The sequence below is a fragment of the Okeania sp. SIO2C2 genome (assembly GCF_010692625.1).
Lineage (GTDB): Bacteria > Cyanobacteriota > Cyanobacteriia > Cyanobacteriales > Microcoleaceae > Okeania > Okeania hirsuta.
The window spans coordinates 45,706-68,155 of record NZ_JAAHGM010000031.1 but is presented as its reverse complement, the minus strand read 5'-3'; the positions used below and the strand labels follow the sequence as shown (position 1 = coordinate 68,155).

11 protein-coding genes are annotated in these 22,450 nt (G+C 34.2%); 5 read left to right on the top strand and 6 right to left on the bottom strand.

The features are described from left to right. Window positions 1-406 precede the first annotated feature (406 nt). Window positions 407-1,297, top strand: coding sequence for a prephenate dehydratase (pheA, locus tag F6K18_RS22205; protein WP_287524147.1), 891 nt, complete (start codon window positions 407-409; stop codon window positions 1,295-1,297). Between the two features lie 1,572 nt (window positions 1,298-2,869). On the opposite strand, the gene F6K18_RS22200 is transcribed toward pheA, so the two are convergent. From F6K18_RS22200 to F6K18_RS22190, 3 genes are all read right to left on the bottom strand, one after another. Then, window positions 2,870-6,574, bottom strand: coding sequence for a tetratricopeptide repeat protein (locus tag F6K18_RS22200; RefSeq protein ID WP_287524171.1), 3,705 nt, complete (start codon window positions 6,572-6,574; stop codon window positions 2,870-2,872). 21 nt (window positions 6,575-6,595) lie between these two features. Then, on the bottom strand, window positions 6,596-7,318 hold the full coding sequence (locus tag F6K18_RS22195) for a tetratricopeptide repeat protein (RefSeq protein WP_287524144.1): 723 nt from the start codon (window positions 7,316-7,318) through the stop codon (window positions 6,596-6,598). Between the two features lie 718 nt (window positions 7,319-8,036). After that, a complete protein-coding gene (locus F6K18_RS22190) occupies window positions 8,037-8,630 on the bottom strand; it encodes a tetratricopeptide repeat protein (protein ID WP_287524141.1) in 594 nt (197 codons plus the stop codon). Window positions 8,631-8,975: 345 nt separating this feature from the next. Between F6K18_RS22190 and F6K18_RS22185 the strand changes: the two genes are divergently transcribed. Continuing rightward, entirely contained in the window at window positions 8,976-10,364 is a 1,389-nt protein-coding gene (locus F6K18_RS22185; RefSeq protein ID WP_287524139.1) for a hypothetical protein, read from the top strand. A 1,487-nt stretch (window positions 10,365-11,851) separates the two neighbouring features. Here the strand turns inward: F6K18_RS22185 and F6K18_RS22180 are convergent. The 3 genes from F6K18_RS22180 to F6K18_RS22170 form a co-directional block, all read right to left on the bottom strand. Then, window positions 11,852-13,051, bottom strand: a complete 1,200-nt coding sequence (locus tag F6K18_RS22180) for a pyridoxal phosphate-dependent aminotransferase (protein WP_287524136.1) — start codon at window positions 13,049-13,051, stop codon at window positions 11,852-11,854. A gap of 1,703 nt (window positions 13,052-14,754) precedes the next feature. Continuing rightward, entirely contained in the window at window positions 14,755-14,934 is a 180-nt protein-coding gene (locus F6K18_RS22175; protein ID WP_287242750.1) for a hypothetical protein, read from the bottom strand. A 338-nt stretch (window positions 14,935-15,272) separates the two neighbouring features. Further along, a complete protein-coding gene (locus F6K18_RS22170; protein WP_287524133.1) occupies window positions 15,273-15,425 on the bottom strand; it encodes a hypothetical protein in 153 nt (50 codons plus the stop codon). 44 nt (window positions 15,426-15,469) lie between these two features. Between F6K18_RS22170 and F6K18_RS22165 the strand changes: the two genes are divergently transcribed. From F6K18_RS22165 to F6K18_RS22155, 3 genes are all read left to right on the top strand, one after another. Further along, a complete protein-coding gene (locus F6K18_RS22165; protein ID WP_287524130.1) occupies window positions 15,470-18,181 on the top strand; it encodes a TIGR03960 family B12-binding radical SAM protein in 2,712 nt (903 codons plus the stop codon). Window positions 18,182-19,240: 1,059 nt separating this feature from the next. Continuing rightward, window positions 19,241-21,292, top strand: a complete 2,052-nt coding sequence (locus F6K18_RS22160) for an Rne/Rng family ribonuclease (RefSeq protein WP_287524127.1) — start codon at window positions 19,241-19,243, stop codon at window positions 21,290-21,292. A 525-nt stretch (window positions 21,293-21,817) separates the two neighbouring features. Beyond that, complete coding sequence (locus tag F6K18_RS22155) at window positions 21,818-22,444, top strand: ribonuclease HII (RefSeq protein WP_287524124.1); 627 nt, start codon at window positions 21,818-21,820, stop codon at window positions 22,442-22,444. Window positions 22,445-22,450: the final 6 nt, after the last annotated feature.

Here is a 22,450-nt window from a genome sequence, read left to right as displayed (position 1 = left end):
GTAGGGCTAATTTATTGTCACGCCTAGAAAAAAGGAGGAGGGGGTGGGAAGCGTGGGAAGTGTGGGAAGTGTTGAAAGCACAGGGTCTCAAAAAAATATAGGGTTGTAAATATTCTCTGACGATAAAGAATTAGCCCTGCCCTTTTATCGCAGTCGCCACTATAGTTAGGACATCGGGTAATTATGATGATTTATGACGCGAGCAAGATGCTCGCACTAATTGTCCTAACCACCTTGGCGGTTGCTATAAGGGGATAAAAAGCGGTCGAGAGATGGCGATATTCGGAGCGGCTCTGATCAGAGCAGGTTTCCTGGCCATATTAATCGACCAAGAGAAAAAAGGATATTCTATATTTCAAGCCTTCTTATTGCAAAGGCACTGAATAACTGATAACTGATAACTGAAATGACCATATCAATTGCACATCTTGGCCCTGCTGGTACTAATGCGGAGACAGCAGCAGTGGCATTTACTAATAAACTAAGTCAGTTTGGTCAAAAATCTTTTCTGTGTCCATATCCTAGTATTGCTCAAACTTTATGGGCAGTTTCTCAAGGGGAAGTGAATTTGGCAGTTGTACCTGTAGAAAATTCTATTGAAGGGAGTGTTACTGTTACTCTGGATACACTTTGGCAATTGGACTCTTTAGAGATTCAAACAGCATTAGTATTGCCTATTTCTCATGGATTAATATCATTAGCTGATAGTTTTGAGGAGATTAAAACAGTTTATTCTCATCCACAAGCTTTAGCTCAATGTCAAGGTTGGTTAGAAAAATTTTTGCCACAAATACAGCAAATTCCAGATAATTCTACTACAGAAGCATTGCGACATTTAGGTAAGGATCGGAGTGCTGCAGCGATCGCTTCTCAAAGAGCGGCTCTACTTTATAAATTACCTATATTAGCTTATCCAATTAATGATTATCCTGACAATTGTACTCGCTTTTGGGTATTGAAAGAAGGATGTACAGAAATAGAAAATTCTGACTTAAAACTAATAATTAATAGGATAAATCAACCGGAAAATTCTATCTTTATTTCTCTAGGTTTCAGTGTGCCTGCAAATGTACCAGGAGCTTTAGTGAAGCCTTTGGAAGTATTTGCTAAAAGGGGAATTAATATGAGTAGAATAGAGTCTCGTCCTACGAAGCGATCGCTAGGGGATTATTTATTTTTTATTGATATAGAAGTTAAGAATAATGATGATTTTATTGAGGTAGCAATAGAGGAATTGAAAACCTATACGGAAACCCTAAAAATATTTGGCAGTTATACGATTATGGCACTCAATTAAAAGATATCGTAATTGGCAAATTGCCGATAAAATACCAGTTTTTTTACTGAAAATATCTTGTTTTCAAAGATGGTTAATATAATAGATTATTCCAATCTGATAAATCTACATTTTGTATTCAGTCTAGATCATATTAGGTCTGTTTAATTAACAATTAAATACCATTTTTTATTTATGCTAATGGAATGACGGTTTTTAAAGAGTGCATTAGGTTTTTGAGTTTAATTTTTACTCTGGCAAGGTTTGAGCATTTTTTCCAAAGCAACATTTAAGAGTGGTCAATCCGCTAGTACAAGTATTACTACTATTCCTTTGTTTGCGATGTTATAAGTATTTAACTGAAAATTATATAATGCCAATTATCAATAATTTTGCGAGATTTATATTTGATATTTTACTATTAGTTATTTGACATGATTTTAGTATTTAACTAGCTGTCAGTTATCTGCTTTGATTGAAATTATCGGCTTGTAGAAACTGGGTAATTTAATACCAATTACCAACAGTAATGCTATATTTAGGCAAAACTTCAGTTATTAAGTAATTAACACAGGTAGAATAACCTTTTTGTTAATTAGCAGCCCAGTTAATGTGAATTATTATTATGTTTAATTCTCCCCCTATTCCCCTCCTGGGAGGCGTTAGGGGTGGGTCCCCTACTCCCCGGCTCAAGAAAATATAGAAAAGTTTTTGATCAATGGTACAAGAGGTGTTAAAATAAACTTTTAAATTGCATTTATCTTAGTTTTAGTATAAATATAAGCCGTTTACGGAGCATAATTTGAGGAAGTACTGATTGCCGAATTGCTATTTGCAGAGCATTCCGTCAGGAAAAGCTTAGGAATAATTTTTGTGATTTTGATAGTAATTTTTACTACTTGCCAAAGATAGCATTGCTTTTCATAAATCAATACCAAGCGTGAAAAAAGAATGTTTAGAATAATAAGAGAACTTAAAATATTATCCTTCAAATGTCTCTTCAATTATAGCAGTCGCCAAGTCGCTTAGGACATAAAGGAGAAACATAGCGTTGGCGAAGCAAGTGTAGCAGCTATATCGCCTCTATGAAATGGTCTAATAATTTTATATTTTTCTCTATCCTAACTGCCCTGGTAGTTCCTATAAAAAGGGATATTCACACTAATTAATGATATTTAAGTTATTGATTATGACCAAAAAAATCAGGTATTAAGCTTGCCCTTTTAAGGAGATAAAACAGAAAATCATGCATCCCAGATTTGAGGAAATATTGATTGCTGAATTGCTGTTTGCAGAGCATTCCGTCAGGAAACGCTTAGGAATAATTTTTGTAATTTTGATAGTAATTTTTACCACTTGTCAAGGTTAGCATTACTTTTGACAAATGGTCTTATATCAACCATAAAAAAAGAATGTTTAAAATAGTAACGGGACTTAAAAGATTATCCTTCAAATGTCTCTTTGATTAAACAGAGATACTTAGACTAATAAATGATATTTAAGTTATTGATTCTAACTCCTGACTACTGACTCCTGACTCCTAATAAAAGCTTAATCATTTGTCTCAAACATTTATCAAATTGGTATAACTTATTAAATGATATTTTGCAGAATAATAAGAAGACGTTGAATTTGTTTTTCCCAAGTCAAATCTTGCATAAAACTAACAGCAGTTTTACTCCGAAGTTGAGCATCTTCTCGATCAAAATAAACCTTTTCTAACATTTCTACTACTTCTTCAACATCAGATTCTCCCCAACCATCTACACCTGGAAACTGTGGGGTAGGTTTGACAGATTTTTGATTATATAAGGGATAACAATGAGAGTTATTAATAATATCTAAATGCCCAGTATTAGCAGAAATAATTGTTGGGATACCACAGGCAAGACTTTCCATCGCTACAAGATTTGTACCGCCTTCGCAGCGATTTGTAAATACAGCCACATCAGCTTCTCGTAATATTTGTCCTACCATATAGTTAGGAATCAGACCAACATCAATAACTGCATTGCTAGGAATGTCATTTTCTAATAACCATTCAGTAATTTGTAAACGTTTATTTTGACTAATTTTCGGTAATCCTACAACATTTCCAGTTTGTTCAATTCCCACCATAAATTGAGGCCAGAAATTATGCCAAGCTGTAATTAATAGTGCTTCTGGATAACGTTTTTGGAAGATTTTAAAAGCTGCTATGACAATATCTTGACCTTTGCGATATTCTAGCTTTCCACCAGAAAAAACAACAAAGCGATCGCCAAAAATATTAGATTTAGGTGCGGGATGAAAAATTGTTTGGTCAATGCCTTGTAAAACTTTTTGTATAGGTTTGATACTATTGTTTTCTAGAATTTTGGTATTCCAGGTAGAGCCGGTAATAATCAAATCATAAGCTTTGGAGCGATTAATTTGTTCAGGGGTAAATTGAGTATTTTCTGAGAAAATAATTCCAATATTTTTGGTTCCTACAATATTATTACTTACGGAAAAGTTACTACCTAAAGCTTGTAAGGTTGGTAAGTTGAGATTAATCTTTTTGCCCTGGTGATTTTTGAGTTTATTTTGCAAATTTTTCTGAGCATTAAAAGCTGGATTTAGTAAAGCTTGATGTAGGGGGTTTAACATTCCAGGTTGAATAGAAGGAGGTGTTAGTAATAGGGGTTGATATTCTGGGTTTTTAAGTAGTTGGAGAGTAAGATTAATGCCATAAATACCCCAACCAGTCATCGGATTTAAAGGCCAGCTAATAGCAATTGTTTTCATTATTTCAAGAGTAGAAGTTTTAGTTTGTAGATTTTTTTGAGAAGTTATAAAGGTAGATAAAGTTGTGTTTTTTTGATGTTTGCCAGATTTATATTGTGCTAAAGCTTTTTTAATTGATTCTTCTGACAATTTAATACCCTTTTTTTCAGAAATTTTATTGCTTGGACAATTATTATTGAGCAAATTTTCCAAGCTGTCTTTAACTTGTTTAGATACACTATGCCAATCTGCAGTTTTTGACTGTCTAAATAACCTCATTGTGGGATACCAAGGACTATCTTCCCGGTCTATTAACCAACGCCATTCAGAATCAAAATTTAACATTACCCAAACTGGTTTACCTAATGCTCCTGCTAAGTGAGCAATAACTGTATCTATTGTAATTACTAAATCTAATTGTTTTATTGCTGCTGCTGTATCAGCTAGGTTATTAAAAGATGTACCTAAATTATGAATTTTAGTTTGAGAGTTAAGCCATTCTAAATCTGTGGAAGAAACTTCTTTTTGTAAAATATAAAAGTTAGCCTTATCTATATATATATTTAAAATGTCTCTGAAATATTGAATAGAACAAGAACGTTCTTGACTCGTTCTAGTAGTACTACTCGTTTGCCAAAATATCCCAACTTTAAATTTTTTTTCTGGGATAGGTGGCATCTGAAAATGGGTAGATTTAGGAATAGATAAGTAAGGGATTTTAGCAGGTATAGTTTCTGGGGTAGTACCGAAAACTCTAGGTAAGCTAAGAAGTGGAATTTGCAGATCAAAATCTGGTAATTTTTCACCTTCAACAAATAATTCATCTATTCCTGAGACAGAAGTAAATAATAATTTCAACTCAGGTTGATTACATTGAACAATTACCCATCCTCCTAATTTTTTCACCAGAGGAATATAGCGGATAAATTGAATAGAGTCTCCTAAACCCTGCTCGGTATAAACTAACAAAGTTTTACCCTGAAAATTTGAACCACCCCACAAAGGTTGAGAAAAACTACGAGTATTAGTATTCTTTTCTAAACAGCGCCATTCATATTCAGAAAAACCTTGAATAAAATTTCCCTGTTTGAGCAAAACAACAGCTAAACCAAAGTGAGCATTTACATAATTTTTGTCTAATTTCAGAGCTTGTTCATAATATTTTTGAGATTTTGCAATTTTTCCCAGTCTTAAAAAGATAAAGCCTAAAGCATTATATGCTTCAGTATAATCTGGATTGAGTTCAAGAGATTTTTGATAATGTTCAATAGCTGTTTCAAGTTGACCTTGTTTTCGTAAAATATGCCCTAAGTTGTACCATGCTTTAGCATAATTAGGATTAATTTTAATTGCCTGTTGATAATAGGTACTCGCCTTTGATAAGTCTCCCTTTTTTTCCCAAGCAAAGCCTAAATTTAGATTTGTGCATGAGTTGTCAGGATTAATTTTTCTAGATTTTTCATAGTTAATAATTGCTGACTCAACTTGACCTTTTTGTAAGAAAATAAGTCCTAAATTTGAATAGTTACTACTATCACTAGGTTCCAGAGAAATAGCTGTTTGATAATGAGCGATCGCCTCTTCTAAACGTCCTTCTTTTTTCATAACCTTGGCTAAGTTTGAATAAGCTTGACTATAGTTAGGATGCAAAGTAATAACTTGATTCAAAAGCTGAATTGCTATTTCATTTCGACCTGCCAAATGTTCTAGTACAGCTAATAAATGGAGAACTTCAAAATCTTCTGGTTTTTCTGCAAGTATTCGACGACATATTCTTTCTGATTCTCCTAAATTATTTTGTTGATAATATTGATATGCCAGATTAATTTTTTCTCTTGAATTTTTCTGAGATTCTACAAATTCAATTAATGCTTGTTTTACTTCAACAAATACACTATGCCAATCTGTAGTTTTTGACTGTCTAAATAATCTCATTGTTGGATACCAAGGGCTATCTTCCCGGTCTATTAACCAACGCCAGTCAGAATCAAAATTTAATACTACCCAAACTGGTTTTCCTAATGCTCCTGCTAAGTGAGCAATAACTGTATCTATTGTAATTATTAAATCTAATTGTTTTATCGCTGCTGCTGTATCAGCTAAATCCTGAAAATATGAACTTAAATTATGGATTTTAGTCTGAGAGTTCAGCCATTTCAAATCTTGGGGAGAGACTTCTTTTTGTAAAATATAAAAGCTAGCATTATCTACATTCAAAATAGATTGAAAATTTGCTACAGAGCAAGAACGTTTTTTGCTAGTCTTCCTTTGGCTATTTGTTTCCCAGGTTATGCCTATTTTGAAACTATTTGCAGTTCCTGGCAGTTTAATTTTTTTTGATTCTGGTACAAATAAGTAAGGAATTTCATCAGGTATAGTTTCTAGGGTAGTACCTAAAATTTTAGGTAGACTCATCAACGGAATTTGCAGGTCAAAATCTGGTAATTCTTCACCACTAACAAATAATTCATCTATTTCTGGAACAGTCGTAAATAATAATTCCAACTCAGGTTTATTACATCTAACAATTACACGTCCTCCTAATTTTTTCACCAAAGGAATATAGCGGATAAATTAAATAGAATCTCCTAAACCTTGTTCAGTATAAACCAATAAAGTTTTTCCTGAAAAATCTGAACCATCCCACACAGGTTGAGCAAAATTACCAGTTACATAATCTCTACGTTGACAACGCCATTCATACTCAGAAAAACCTTGAATAAAATTTCCCTGTTTCAGCAAAACAACAGCTAAACCAAAGCGAGCATTTACATAATTTTTGTCGAATTTAATAGCCTCTTGATAATACTTTTGAGATTCCGCAAGTTTTCCTATATCTAAAAATATACTGCCTAAACTGTTATATGCTTCAACATAATTTGGCTTAAGTTCAAGGGATTTTTGATAATGCTTAATAGCTGCCTCAAATTGACCTTTATCTCGCAAAATACGTCCTAAGTTATGCCATGCCTCAGCATAATTAGGATAAAGTTTAATAGCAGTTTGACAGTGACTAAGTGCAGCATCAATTTGCTGATTGTCTTGAAGTGCAACAGCCAAATTATTATGAGTTTCTGCATCATTAGGATTAATTTTTAAAGATTTTTGATAATAAGCGATCGCCTGTTCTATTTGATTTTTTTTATAAGCACATACACCCAAAAGTTTTAAAGCTAAAAAATTATTAGGCTGTCTTTTTATAATCTGATGACAAATATTTGTTGATTCTTCCCAGTTTCCAGATTGATATTTTTTTATTGCTTGCTTTATTTGAGCATCATCAAATTTTATATCCATATTTTTTTACATTTCCTTTTGAGGATAAATATTCTCCAGCACATTTTTTAAATTATCTTTCAGTTATTCAAATATATTATCCCAATCTCCAATTTTCAACAAAAAAGTAAGGTCTTAAGCCTCCCCTTTTAAGGGTAAGCATTTCCTGTGGAATGCTGCGCAAACAGCAGTCAGCTATCAGTTATCAGCTTCTGAGACATATCTATGTTTCTTGCCACAGAATTGTATAGGTTTGTAACTAAAGTTTGCTGTTCTTGCATTTCAATTATCTAATAGTATAAGTTAAAAAAATGCTGACTTCATTTATTAAAAAGTACAGACTCGTTGAATGCTTACTTTTAAGGTAATTAAAAAAATCAACTTCTGTATTTCAAGCCTGATGCTTCAATAGCAGGTACTGATAACTGAAATTACTGTCTCAAGTTAGGAACAAAAGTAATAACCTAATGCAATATATGAATTACTACTTCATTTCGACCTACTAAATTTTCTAGTACAGCTAATACAATAAATGCAGTACCTGAAAATCTTGAGATTTTTCTGCAAGTATTAGACTGCATATTTTTTCTGCTTTTCCTAAATTATTTTGTTGATAATATTGATATACAAAGTCATTTCAGTTATCAGTTATCAGTTATCAGTACCTCTGCCTGAAGTTAAAGGCTTGAAATATTGAACTTTATTTTTTTCATCGGAGGCTTGAAACCTTATTTTTTGGTCAAAATTTGCTGGTAAATATGGTGTAAGCATTTCCTGCGGAATGCTTCCCTAGCTGAAAGCTAATAGCTGTAAGAGCTTGTTGATAATATTTTTGAGATTCTATAAGCTTTCCTAGCTCTAAAAATATGTTCCCTAAACCGTTATATGGTTCAGCATAATTTGGCTTAAGTTCAAGGGCTTTTTGATAATATTCAATGGCAGCTTCAAGTTGAGATTCTGTAAGTTTTCCTAGCTCTAAAAATATGTTCCCTAAACCGTTATACGGTTCAGCATAATTTGGTTTAAGTTCAATAGCTTTTTGATAATGTTTAATGGCTGTTTCAAGTTGCTGGTTCTCCTTCAGTGCCAGACCCAAATTACTATGGATTTCGGCATTATTTTGATTCAGTTTCACTGCTTGATCAAAGTAGGCAAATGCTGCTTTTGCTTGCCCCTCTAAACCAGCAATAACCCCTAATAAATTCAGCAACTGCCAATTTTCTGTATCTCTTTCTAAGATTTGATGGCAGAATTTTTTCGCTAATTTTAAATTTCCTTTTTGATAATTCTTTACTGCGGAGTTAAAAAGATTTTCTAATGTCTGATTTTCCATAAATTTAGCCTACTTACAAAATTGTTGATTCAAATTAGTTAGAGTAGCGGAATTAAATTTTTAAATTTGTAGCTATTATTATAGTAGTCCTATTTTGGTTATGTAAAAAATAACGTTGAAAAACGCAACAGCTCTGAAAAACAATATACAAACGGAGTAACAGCTTCAGAGTTTTTATCTATTTTTTGAGTTTTTACAGCCTATTTAGAATTGCTATAGAGTCTTTCCAGACGGACAATTAATAATGTTGATTTAATCAACTATCTCCTGTCGTTAAGTTTTGCAGAATTACCCCATACCTAAGAACTATAATTTAAGACTTAAAACCTACTATACTTTTAAAATATGTGGCAATCTACTCAAGGCATTCCCAATATTCCCGATCTTACTCATCCCCAAGAATTAATTGAATTTGGCAATCACATTCTGAAACTATCTCTGATATTAATTATTTTCATTGGTTTCTTTGGTTTAAGTATAGCTATTATCAGTTTTACTATCCGTAATCAAAAATCAGAACCAAATATTTTGATTAATGAATTAGTGTCTCAATATTCAAGTTTACTGAAAAAGTTGCCACATCTAATTCTAGTTTCAATTTTGTTAGTGGGAGGATTTTTTCTTTGTTCAACTATCAGTAATCGTTATCATCATTGGGAACAAGCAAAAATTGCTAAAATTGCTGCGGGTGTGGCAGGAGAACGCCTCGAACAAATGGCTCCAAAAGTTCGTTATATAGCAGAAGAACCATATACATATTATCAGTGGATTGATAATAAACAAGTTGAAGTTAAAAGCACGAGAAATGTCGATAAATATTTAAGAATAAATGCCTCAAACATTCAGGTAAATATTAACCAAGCTAAAGATGTTCAAAATCTTAAAGCTATTTATGTTGCAGATTTTTCCGCAGAATATCAAGTTACTAACAAACTTCAAGATATCCAGAATTTTTTATTTGAAATTCTTCCTCCTTATGGCTATTCTTTACTTCAAAACTTTCGCGTCGAACAAAATAATCAAAGATTAATTACTACTAACCCTGGAAATTATAGTTTTCCCTTTAATTTATCACCTGGAGAAACTGTCAATTTCAAAGTAAATTATCAGGCTCAAGGAGGACCTCGTTGGATTTATAATGCGGATCATCAACTATTATCAAACTTCCAATTAACAGCATTAGCAAATTTTCCCAAAGCAGACTTTGCCAGTGGTATTGTTCCTACCGAAACTATCGAATCAAATGAGGGTCGTAAATTTACTTGGATATTTGATGATAATGTTTCTGTCAAAAATCCTTTTGGAGTTTTTACTGCCACAGACCCAGTTAAAAATACTGGCATTTTACCCCGTCTATTAATATTAGCTCCCCTATTATTTTTATGGTGGTTAATTCTGTTATATTTTTCCCTATCTTTAAGTTTACGAGATGTGGCAATATTAGGCGGAATTTTCTTTGCTTGTTTATTAACTTTGACTTACTGTAGTCGCTTAATAGATGCTAAATTTGTCTGGAGTTTAATTTCTCCTATTTTGCTATTTTTAGTTTGGGGTTTAGGCTCAACTCGTCAAACTTCTTTAGCCGTAATTATTTGTACTATTGCTGGGGGAATTTTACCTGTTTTTGCATTATTAGTTCCCTATAGTGGATTAACTTTAAGTATTGCCGGATTACTTTCTGTTATTTGGTTAGTAACTCGCCATTGGTATGGGTGGAATATTATTAATAATTAGCCTGTAGCATTTTTATCTAGTTATAAGAGTCAGTCCTCAGTCCTCAGGAGTTAGAATAAATAACTTAAATATTATTTATTAGTGTAAGTATCTCTTTTGAATCAAAGAGACATCCAAATAATAATCTTTTAAGTCCCATTATTATTCTAAACATTCTTTTTTTGCCCTTGGTATTACGCATAATTTGAGTAATTTCTAGACTTTACCCATAATCTCTCTTTGACTAAAAATAAAACTTCAGACCAATAAATAAATGGTGAAAAAATATTCCTGGTGTTTCTCAGTCTTAATATGAAATCCGGTTATACAGTTTTCGCACTCTATATTTCCATTCAATGCAGATATAAAATGCCCAGATATCCCAAGATTTTTCCCGCTCTTATCCTTACTTTCTCCTGTCACCTTTCTCCCGATACCTACTGACTAATGACTACTGAACTACTATTAATAACTTCACTATTTGTATCCAAAATTAATCGATATTTATAATTTTGAAAAATGTTAGGAAAATATTTTTTGTCTAAACACAATAATTAGTTAAAAATCCTAAGCTTTTTTACACTGAAATCTATGTTTACCAAATTGATAAATGTTTGCTACAAATAGCTAGAGTATTTCTTAGAAGTCAGGTTGGGGAGCCGTTGGTAGGGCGACCAACAGGAGTCAGAATGAATAGCTTCGGTGCCATTTCTTAGTTCATAACTTATCTTATTAATCAAAAAGACATCTTATGTAAAGTCTTTTTATCGCCCTTATTATTCGTAACATTCTTTTTTCACGCTTGGTATAACTTGAAACCAGACATAATTATGTTGATTAACAGAGAAATCAACAATAAAATTACAAGAGTGGATGGAAAAATACTTTTAATTATTTTCGTTTAGTTATCCAATTTATTGTTCCATTATAGTTTATTTATCTCTGTTGATAATTCTGCTTCAATTAGGATTTATTGCTTTAATTATACCAATTTCATAAAATATTGCAAAGCGTGAGGACACAGGGAATAGGGAACACCGGAGCTGGGAACAGAGAAAGAAAAACATAAATATTAAAGAGGAAAAAAGGTGGAAATTTTAGAATTTATGGAATTTATAATTTTTTCTTTTAAGAAGAAATCACAAATTAAGATGTAACTGCCTTTGCGTGAATTTGGCATTAAACTATTTAATACCAATTTCATAAAATATTGCTACAGTGGTTTTATCTGCTGGTGGGAATTTAGAGATTAATACTGTAAGGACTTTTTTTGAATTTGGTATAATTATCACCTTTCTCTTACTCTGGTGAATTTGCCTGATTACTTATACCAAATTCATAAGCAGTTGCAGAGAATAATATATTAATCAGAATTAAGCGTAGATTGAGATAGACAAGTTAATAAATTTCATAATTATGTGTCACTTCACATAAAATTTGTATAACACCCAACACCTACCACCTACCGCCTAACACCTAATTTTATGCAGCCTCAAATAAAATTGGTATTACTTCTTTAATCCCTGAATATTTGCATAATATTGATAGCTAATGCCTGCATCTTTCATTCTTTTTAATGCTGCATAAATCCGCTCTTCTTCCACTGTTAACGCAATACGAAAAAACCCTTCTCCAGAAGCACCATATCCATTTCCAGGAGGCACGATAATGCCACATTTGTCTAACAATAAGTTAACAAATTCTTGAGACGTATAATTTTTGGGAACCGGAACCCATACATATAAACTTGCTAAATTAGGTTTAATCGGCCACCCTAAAGATTGTAAACCTTCTATTAGAATATCTCTTCGCTGTTGGTAAACAGCTACTAAACTTTGCAACTCTTCTTCAGTAGTAGAAAAAGCAGCGATCGCCGCTTTTTGAATTGCTTTAAATACTCCAGAATCTACATTAGATTTAACTTGACTTAATCCCTTAATTCCTAAACTATTTCCTACTACAAAACCAATTCGCCATCCTGTCATATTGTAAGACTTAGATAAACTATGAAATTCAATTGCTACATCTTTTGCACCAGGAATTTGTAATACACTAGGTGGTTTATAACCGTCATAAGCCATTTCAGAATAAGCATGGTCGTGACATAGTAATATGTCATAATGGCGACAAAAGTTTACTAATTCCTGAAAAAAATCTAAAGTAGCTGTCGCACCAGTAGGATTATTAGGATAGTTCACCCACAACAATTTTGCTTTTTGAGCGACTTCTTGAGGAATAGTCTTTAAATTTGGTAACCAATTTTCAGTCTGGAGGTGCATTGGATAGGGTTGACCCTCCGCAAAAATTGTTGAGGTGCGATAAACTGGATAACCAGGGTCAGGAATTATGGTATAATCACCTGGGTTGACAAAAGCTAGGAAAGTATTGTGAATTGACTCTTTAGAACCTATTGAAGAAATTACTTCTGTTTCTGGGTTTAAATCTTCAATGGCAAACCGACGTTTCATCCAATCTGCTGCTGCTTGTCTATATTCCTTTATACCTTTGTAGGGTGGATAATGATGATTGGTAGAGTCTTGAATTGCCTCATGCATTGCCTGAATAATATGTTTTGGTGTGGGTCGATCTGGATCTCCTGCACCCAAATTAATGATGTCAACTCCTCTTTCAACTAATTCATTCCGTTTACGGTCAATTTCAGCAAACAGATAAGGTGGTATTCGTTCTAACCTTTTGGCAAGCTGCATGGTAATTTCTATAGACTCCTGAACTAAGTTAATCTACAATAGCAAAGTGTATCTTATCAAATTAAACAGGAGTCAGGAGTTTTTCCAAGTCAAAAGTAAAAATTTAAAAATGTTCAGATTTTTTTTATTCTTGTAGATTTAATTAAAATTATTATCTAACAAATTAGAATTTACTGAATAGACTATTCTTTACAACCAAATTTTTATTCTTTTAGATTAAAAAGCTTTTGTTGACGGAATGCTCCGCAAACTGTTTAGATTTCTACTGAAACCAAGAGAAAGATAATTTATAGCATAAGCAAGAAGGAATCAGGAAAAATCTTACGTTGTCTGAGTTTTAAGTTTTCGATTTTTCCCTCTCCTTTCCTTAGGACTGCTATAAAATATATTTCAACCCAAACTATTAGTTGAAAACTATTTACAAAATCCTCAAACAATTACAAATCAAAAATGATTGACTCTCAGATGTGCGTCTTACATTCTGAGGAAACCTCACCAATTAGCACTCGCTTTTATAGCGGTTTTCACAAAGGTAGACTACAGAAAAATATAAGTATGTTTGAAGTTTGATAAGTTACAAACTTGATAGCTGTATTCTATGTTAATGAAAACCGCTATAAATGCATGACTTTTAACTTCCGGGTAGCGACACTAGGATGTGGAGAGCAAGTGCTATGAAAAAGGTATGGAGGGAATAGTAAAGGAGGGAAAGCAGTATTAAATAGTAGCAAACACAAGGATATAAGTACTCAATCTGCCCGCTTTTTTTAATAAGAAAAAACCTCAATCTATAATTTACATCTCAAATATAGCGTTTCTCAAGTTACTGAGGTACAGTTGTTTTTCTTCTTTTCTACTCCCTACTCCCTACTCCCTACTCCCTACTCCCTAAAAAAAATAAATTTTGTACCTTATGCTTCTTGGGAATTGCTATAAAAATACTATAGTTATTAGATATATTGATAATTTTACCAAAAATTTAACTGTGAGTTATATTAAATCTCATTAATTAGCCATAATAAAAATTTTCTTCTCTATGTCTATGAGAGATAATATTCTTCAAACTTCCCCTTGTTCTCTACTCCCTACTTCCTACTCTCTAAATTTTTTATTGTGGTTATTTAAAGAGACATAATATTAGAGGTTATTGAATTTGACTAAAGTTATACCAAATATGATTACTATAGACCAAGTATATTATGGAAAAAAGCTTGATAGAGATGGATTATAGTAGACTTTTGTCTGGTCTATCTCAACTGGATTTAGTGATGAAAAATTTTTATGAAAACTTATTAAGCTTAGAACTTGTGTTAATGATGTAGAGAAGATAGCATGAAAATAACAAATAAAGAATTAATCAACACTCAAAATCTCAACCTAATACACCTAACTTATGCTTCTTAAATTTATCTCCAACTACATAAAATAAATCTACTTCACAAAATCTAGATAAAATATCAAAATTATATATAAAATTCAGATTTATGCACCCTAACAAAAAATATAATCATAATTCAACTAACTCACTAGACTCAGATACAATCAACTAAATAATTATACCCATTAAAGCATTTATTTTTCAAAGACCAAGGCTATCTATCAAAGACTTACATAATATACCAAATACCAACAATTGATAGATGTTAGATATCAGTTAAACATCTGAAATTTTCAACCATAATAAAATTCAAATGATTTGCAGTTTATATACTGGGAACAAGCTGGACTCTGCCTGCATCCATCTCCTCCATTAATAATTCTAATGCTTCATAATCTACATCAGAAATATAGCCAAGTCGTGTCAACTCTAAGTTGATTTGATTTTCGATTTCAGGAGTCAGTCTGCGAAAATAAAGAGCTTTAGATACAAGTTTCTGAATCATACATTTTGGTTCCATTGCTAATAGAAAAACCCTACATAATTAAATTCTCTGCTAAATGCTTACTCTTGTAGGTGATCTAATCCTAGACAAGAGAGTGATATGAATCATTTGAACTTGAAATTACCAGTAACTTGTCATCTGTAAATCAGAATTTCACAGTAGTGGCCTGACACAGCTAAAATGGTGGATTAGATGGGGAGATGGGGAGATGGGGAGATGGTAGATAAAGACACTAGAAACAAAAATCTATTACACAGTTTTAGGCATGTCACGCCAGTAGTAAGTTTTTGGTGTTATCTTGAAATATGGGCATTGCTGATTTGAGGTACGATATCATGTCAGGATAAGAGCGCGAGTAAAAAACTTTCTCCTTCTACTACTGTTTCTTCTTCTTTCTTCTCTCCTGACTCGGTCCTTCCCTTCCTGGGAGAGGTTAGGGGTGGGTTGACTCCTAAGTAATTAAGATTAATATCATACACATATTTCAGCAACGCCGAAATATGTGTGTCCAAAAAATACAAGTTAGGTACGAATAGTGGCAGTAGCAGTAGAGAATTTACTAACATCCGAAATATTAAAACCTGCTCGTTACCTTGGTAATGAGTTGGGAACCTTCCATAAACCTTGGGACAATGCTCAAGTCCACTGGGTACTAACCTATCCAGAAGTTTATGAAGTAGGAGCTTCTAATTTAGGACATATAATTCTTTATAACATCTTAAACTCTCAACCAAGACAACTATGCGACCGCGCATATTTACCAGCTCCAGACTTAGCACAGAAATTACGAGCTACAGATACCCCACTATTTGCTGTAGAATCAAGGCGATCGCTCACTGACTTTGATATTCTAGGATTTAGCCTCAGTTATGAACTAGGAGCTACAAATATTTTAGAGATGCTAAGTTTGGCAGGTATTCCCCTAACTTGGCAAGAACGAAAATTAACGTCCCAGTCTCCTCAAGCACAACAAACCTATCCCTTAATTTTTGCAGGTGGTCAAACAGCAACTTCAAACCCAGAACCTTATGCAGACTTTTTTGACTTTATTGCTTTAGGAGATGGAGAAGAGTTACTGCCAGAAATTGGACTAATAGTTGAGCAAGGAAAAACTAATGGATTAACTAGAGAAGAATTACTGTTAGATTTAGCCCAAATTCCTGGGGTGTATGTGCCACAATTTTATGAAATGGCTAAAGATGGTTCTGTGTTCCCCATTCGTAAGGATGTGCCAGAAAAAATCTTGCGCCGAGTGGCCACTCCCATGCCAGCTTATTCTATAGGTTTAGTTCCTTATGTAGAAACAGTCCATGACCGACTGGTAATAGAAGTACGACGTGGATGTACCAGAGGATGTCGCTTTTGTCAACCAGGTATGTTGACTCGACCAGCAAGAGATGTAGACCCAGAAGAAATAATAGATACTATCGAAAAAGGTTTGAGAGTTACTGGACATAATGAGTTTTCTTTACTTTCCCTAAGTTGTTCTGATTATCTAGCATTGCCAGCAGTAGGCACTGAAATTAGAAACCGCCTCAAAGATGAAAATATTTCCCTATCTCTACCAAGTCAAAGAGTTGATAGATTCGATGAAAATATTGCCAATATTATTGGTGGTACGAGGCAAAGTAGTCTGACTTTTGCACCAGAAGCAGGCACGCAAAGAATGCGGGACATTATTAATAAGGGATTGACAAATGAAGAACTTTTGCGAGGAGTCAAAACCGCTTATGAACAAGGTTGGGATAAGGTTAAACTCTATTTTATGATTGGTTTACCTGGTGAAACTGATGCGGATGTGTTGGGTATTGCAGAAACAGTTCATTGGTTACAACAAGAGTGCAGAACTAAAGGTCGCAAGAAACTACAGGTGACTCTGACAATTTCCAACTTTACTCCAAAACCTCATACACCTTTTCAGTGGCATTCTGTCTCAGTAGCTGAATTTGAACGTAAGCAAGAATTACTGAAGGCAGAATTTAGAAGAATGAAAGGTGTAAAGGTAAATTATACCGATGTTCGTATCTCAGCAATGGAAGACTTTCTGGGTAGGGGCGATCGCCGTCTAGCATCTGTAATTCGCCGTGCTTGGGAACGAGGAGCAGGAATGGACTCTTGGTGGGAAAGTTTGGACAGAGCTTTTGCTGCATGGAGTGAAGCTATTGCAGAATCAGACTTGAGTTGGAAATATCGCCAAGTAGAAAATGGTGAGTGGAATGTATTTAAAAATACAGAAAATTCTACTGAAATTACTTCTGTTCAAAACTTATCATCTCTACTTGACCAACCTCTACCTTGGGACCATATAGAGACTGGAATTGATAAAAATTGGCTAAAAGAAGATTTGCACAGAGCTTTAGCAGCAATAACTGTTCCGGACTGCTTTTTCGCAACTTGTTCTCATTGTGGTGTATGTGGTCCCGATTTAGGTCATAATATTGTAGTTCCACCTTTGTCTATTCCAGAGTTTGATGGTCAGTTTGTACCAAACCAGAATAAGGTACAACGTCTAAGAGTTTGGCTAGGGAAGTTGGGAGAAATGGCTTTAGTTAGTCATTTAGATTTAGCTCGACTATTTGCTAGGGCAGTTCGTCGCAGCTCTATACCTATTGCTTTTACAGGAGGATATCATCCAAGTCCACGAATTATTCCGGCTAGTGCTTTATCTCTTGGAACAACTAGCACAGGGGAAATTGTGGATTTTGAGTTGACAGAACGAATGGATGTGGTAGCATTTCAAAATAAACTGGGAGCTGCTTTACCAACGGATATACCTATATATAAGGTTGAAGAAGTAGAGGTAAAGAGTCCTTCTGTATCTCAGATATTGGAGAAAGCAGAATATATTTTGAAAGTCCGAAAAATAGCTGAATCTTCAGAAAATTTAACAAAAGATTTCCACAATCAAACAACAGAAGAAAAGCTAAATTGGCAAGGGTGGGTAGAGGCAATAAATAATAGTGAGTCAATTCTGTGGGAACAAACAACTAAGTCGGGTAAAGTAAAAGTTATTAACTTACGCGATCGCTTATTTGAGTTGGAGTATATAGAGTATCCAACCACTGATATTTTTTCTTTAGAAACGAAATGGGACGCTAAAATAGATGGCATTCTTCGTTATGTAGGAAGTTATCAGAATGATGGAACTTTACTAAGACCACAACATATAATTTATATGCTGGAACAAGTAAGCAAACAGGAGTTTGAATTATTGCATTCTCACCGGAAAAAGTTGTTTTTGAGGTGATATAAATTAAATAAGAATCTATAGTTAGGTTTTTGTTTTTTTTAGTGTCAGAATTGATAAAATTACTTTACAAAGGAGGAAAAAGGTAAGAAGGTATAAGTTGGAATAGAAATCCTACAAATAAATGATCGGGATTTGAATCAGGAAACCTTTACTCTCTTATCTTTCCTAAGCATTCAGCCGTCAGCTATTAATTTTGGGAAAGGTAAAAGCAACCTTTGAAATTGAGTTTGAATAAAAGTTGCTGCCAAAGTCCCTTTCCTGAACCTTAGAAGTAATTATTCATTACTAACTGCTGTTTGCGTAGCATTCGGAAGGAAGTGCTGACTTACTAATAGCTGAATGCTTACTGTCTTTCTAAACCTAAAAAACATTTTTTACCTTGATTCACTAATAAATTTAGTTCCGCTCTAATATAGAGTTTACAGCAAAAATATACCTGATTATTTATGCCTCTAGCAAAGCTGACTTAACGTATTTCTTTAGGTCATAAAAAACGCTGTAATTTCATTCAAATTACAAAAATGTGAATCATAAGCAATACAATTTAGGTTGATATAGAACCGGTCAAAAAATGAAGATTTGTAAAAAAATTGGATTATTTTGAGTGTGAATAATTGAAAATACAATAAGATATAAGTTGGTAGAAGTATTCAACTGGGTAAGGGTAAACTGAAGCTTAAACTACTCAACACCAGACCAAGCATTATCAAAAAAAAAGAGGCGTTAGTGAATTAGTGTATGATATTCATTTTAATTACTTAGGAGTCAGGAGTCAGGAGTCAGGATTCAGGAGAAAGACAGGATTCAGGAGAAAGAAAAGTGCTTTTCGGTCAATCTAAGTAAAGACAATATCTAATCTTGCCATTCAAAGAATTACTCTTAATTTACCTAAATTACTGATTTCATACCTCAAATCACAAACGCCAAAAAAGAAGTAAAATTCACCGAAAAAAACAAGCATTGTAGTGAATATCCAAGATTACAAATAACCTAAATAACACCAAAGGTGACTTAATTTATAGCGCCACATTTTTATTAAGCAATTGAGGGAATTGAATGCCAAAGCAAATAATTATTGCCGAGCAACATAGAATTGCTGCGGTATTTTCTGAAGACCAAATACAAGAACTTGTCGTTGCTACAGGTAGCCATCAAGTTAGTGATATATATCTAGGAGTAGTAGAAAATGTACTACCTGGGATAGATGCAGCATTTGTAAACATTGGAGATCCAGAACGCAACGGATTTATTCATGTTAGCGACTTAGGGCCATTAAGATTAAAACGGTCTTCCGGTGCAATAACAGAACTACTTACACCCCAACAAAAAGTCCTGGTGCAAGTGATGAAAGAACCCACTGGGACAAAAGGACCACGCTTAACAGGCAACATAACTCTACCAGGTCGCTATTTAGTCCTAATGCCTTATGGACGGGGTGTCAACCTATCCCGACGTATTCGTTCTGAAAACGAAAGAAATCGCCTCAGAGCATTAGCGATTTTAATCAAACCAGCAGGCATGGGACTATTAGTCCGTACTGAAGCAGAGGGAATGGAAGAAGAAGCAATTCTAGAAGATTTAGAACTCTTGCAGAAACAGTGGGAAACAATTCAAATGGAGGGCAACTCCAATAGAGCACCTGCACTACTAAATCGTGATAGTGACTTTATTCAACGAGTACTGCGAGATATGTATAGCACAGATGTAAATCGGATTGTAGTGGACTCCAATGAGGCAGTGAAGCGAGTCAAAAAACACCTGCTTAACTGGAGCGGGGGCAAACCACTACAAGTTTTAATTGACTATCATAGCGATCGTATCCCGATTCTAGAATATTTCCGGGTTAATGCAGCCATTCGAGAAGCTCTTAGACCTAGAGTAGACTTACCCTCTGGTGGTTACATTATTATCCAACCTACTGAAGCACTAACTGTGATAGATGTCAACTCCGGTTCCTTCACACGCTCCGCTACAGCTCGCGAAACAGTACTTTGGACAAATTGTGAAGCAGCTACAGAAATAGCTCGTCAACTACGCCTGCGTAATATTGCTGGAGTCATTATTGTGGACTTTATTGATATGGACTCACGGCGAGACCAACTCCAAGTTCTTGAACACTTTAATCAAGTTCTCAAAGCTGATAAAGCGAGACCTCAAATAGCTCAGTTATCAGAATTGGGGTTAGTTGAGTTGACTCGTAAACGCCAAGGTCAAAATGTATATGAACTTTTTGGTCACACTTGTCCTAGCTGTAATGGATTAGGACATTTAGTTCGTTTACCAGGGGAATCAGAAATTCCGATGGAGGAAGTTAATTTGTCTGTGGTTAGTCGTACCCCAGAGGTCGAAGAAACTATGAGACCAACTATTGCTCCTCCAACTTTGGTAACAGCAACTCAAACTTCTACTGGGGAGACTACACAAGGATATCAAGAAGTAGAGTCTACTAATCATTCCTCAGATTTAGAATTGTTGAATCACCCTAGTTATCAAGAATCTAACCGACGGCGACGACGGCGACGAGTAGGAGTCGGTGAAACAATGCAAGATGAATCATTAGAATTGCAAGAAAGAGAAATGGGCACAGATATGGAATATCCTATGCTTTCAGAAGGATATCCACTAACAACACCTAATCGACGCCCGGGAAGAGAGATAATTAGACCTATTACTGAACCTCCAGAGATAGTGACAGTAGAAATGACACCTGATGAGCAAGATGTTTATGCTTTGATGGGTATTTCTCCAATAACACTTTTAGAGGAGGGAACGGTTAAAAGTCCTAAATCAGTAATTATTTCTATTCAGCAACCTGGGGAGAAAAGTATTAGAGAAATAACAGAAAAAAAAGAAGATGTTGAGCTTGAGTCAGAAGTAGAGTACGAAGAGGAGAATAACGATGAAGATCCACAATTAGAGGAGGTTGACTCATCAATGTCTTTAGAGGAAGAGGAGCAAATTAATTTTGATAGTGATGAGGAAAATGGTCAGTACGAGGTAGAATTTAGCGATCCAGATGCCGATATAAGTTCAGATAGCAATGACCCTGGTGATTCAGGGCAAGTTCGGCGACGGCGTCGTCGTTCTTCAGCACCGACAGAAGAATAAACAGAATTTATATTTATAGTAGGGAACAGGGAACAGTGTTCAACAATTAATAATTAATAATTAATTATTAATTATTACCTCTCCTTGAAAAGAAGAGGATTGACGCAAAAGAAAAAATTTTTTCTCCTTTAAATGAGAGGCTTTAAACCAATATTATTCGGTAAAAGCTTTTCTCTGTCTCAAGTTCATCATCAATCTCTATCAAACACCAACTCGTTCCTTGCTATATCTATAAACCTCAGTTCTGTAATACCAATTTTAAAAAAAGTGCCACGCTTAAGTGACACTTCAGTTATTAAGTAATTAACATATAATGAATAATTTTTTGATGATTATTAACCAGTTATTGTTAATTATTCTTATGTTTACCGATAAATTGTGGTCTAAAGCCTATCCTTATTAAGGGGATAAAAAAAAGAGAATATTCCTTATGTCAAGCCTCCTTATTCCAGAGGTACTGATAACTGATAACTGATAACTGAAATGACTTCTCCCTTACTCCCCTACTCCCCTACTCAAGAATAAATGGTATATCCTGTTAATATAATTGAACCTATCACTGCTGGTGTGGACGAAGTAGGACGTGGAGCATTATTTGGGCCTGTAGTGGCAGCAGCAGTAATTTTGCCAGAATTGGATGATTTGCCATCCCCTCTAGCTTCCCTTTATCAAGGGGGAGAAGTAACAGATAGTAAAAAATTAACAAAAAAGCGTCGTAGTCATTTGGCTAGTGAGATTCAAGCTATAGCTTTGGATTGTAAAATTGGTATAGCTTCCGTGCGCGAGATTGACCGTTTGAATATTTTACAAGCTTCTTTATTGGCTATGAGGCGAGCTGTTCTTAGGTTAAAATGTCGGCCAAATTTGGTTTTGGTTGATGGGAATCAGCAAATTAAAGATTTATCTATACCTCAGAAGGTCATTGTTAAAGGAGATAGTAAGTGTTTAGCGATCGCTGCTGCAAGTATTGTGGCTAAAGTTTGGCGAGATACATTGATTATACGTTTAGCAAAAAAGTATCCTGTTTATGACTTGACTAATAACAAAGGTTATGGTACTCATAAGCACAAGCAAGGAATATTAAATTATGGGCTATCGCCTCAACACCGTCTCTCGTTTAGTCCTTGTCAGCTTTCCCTATTTACTGTTTAGTTCTAG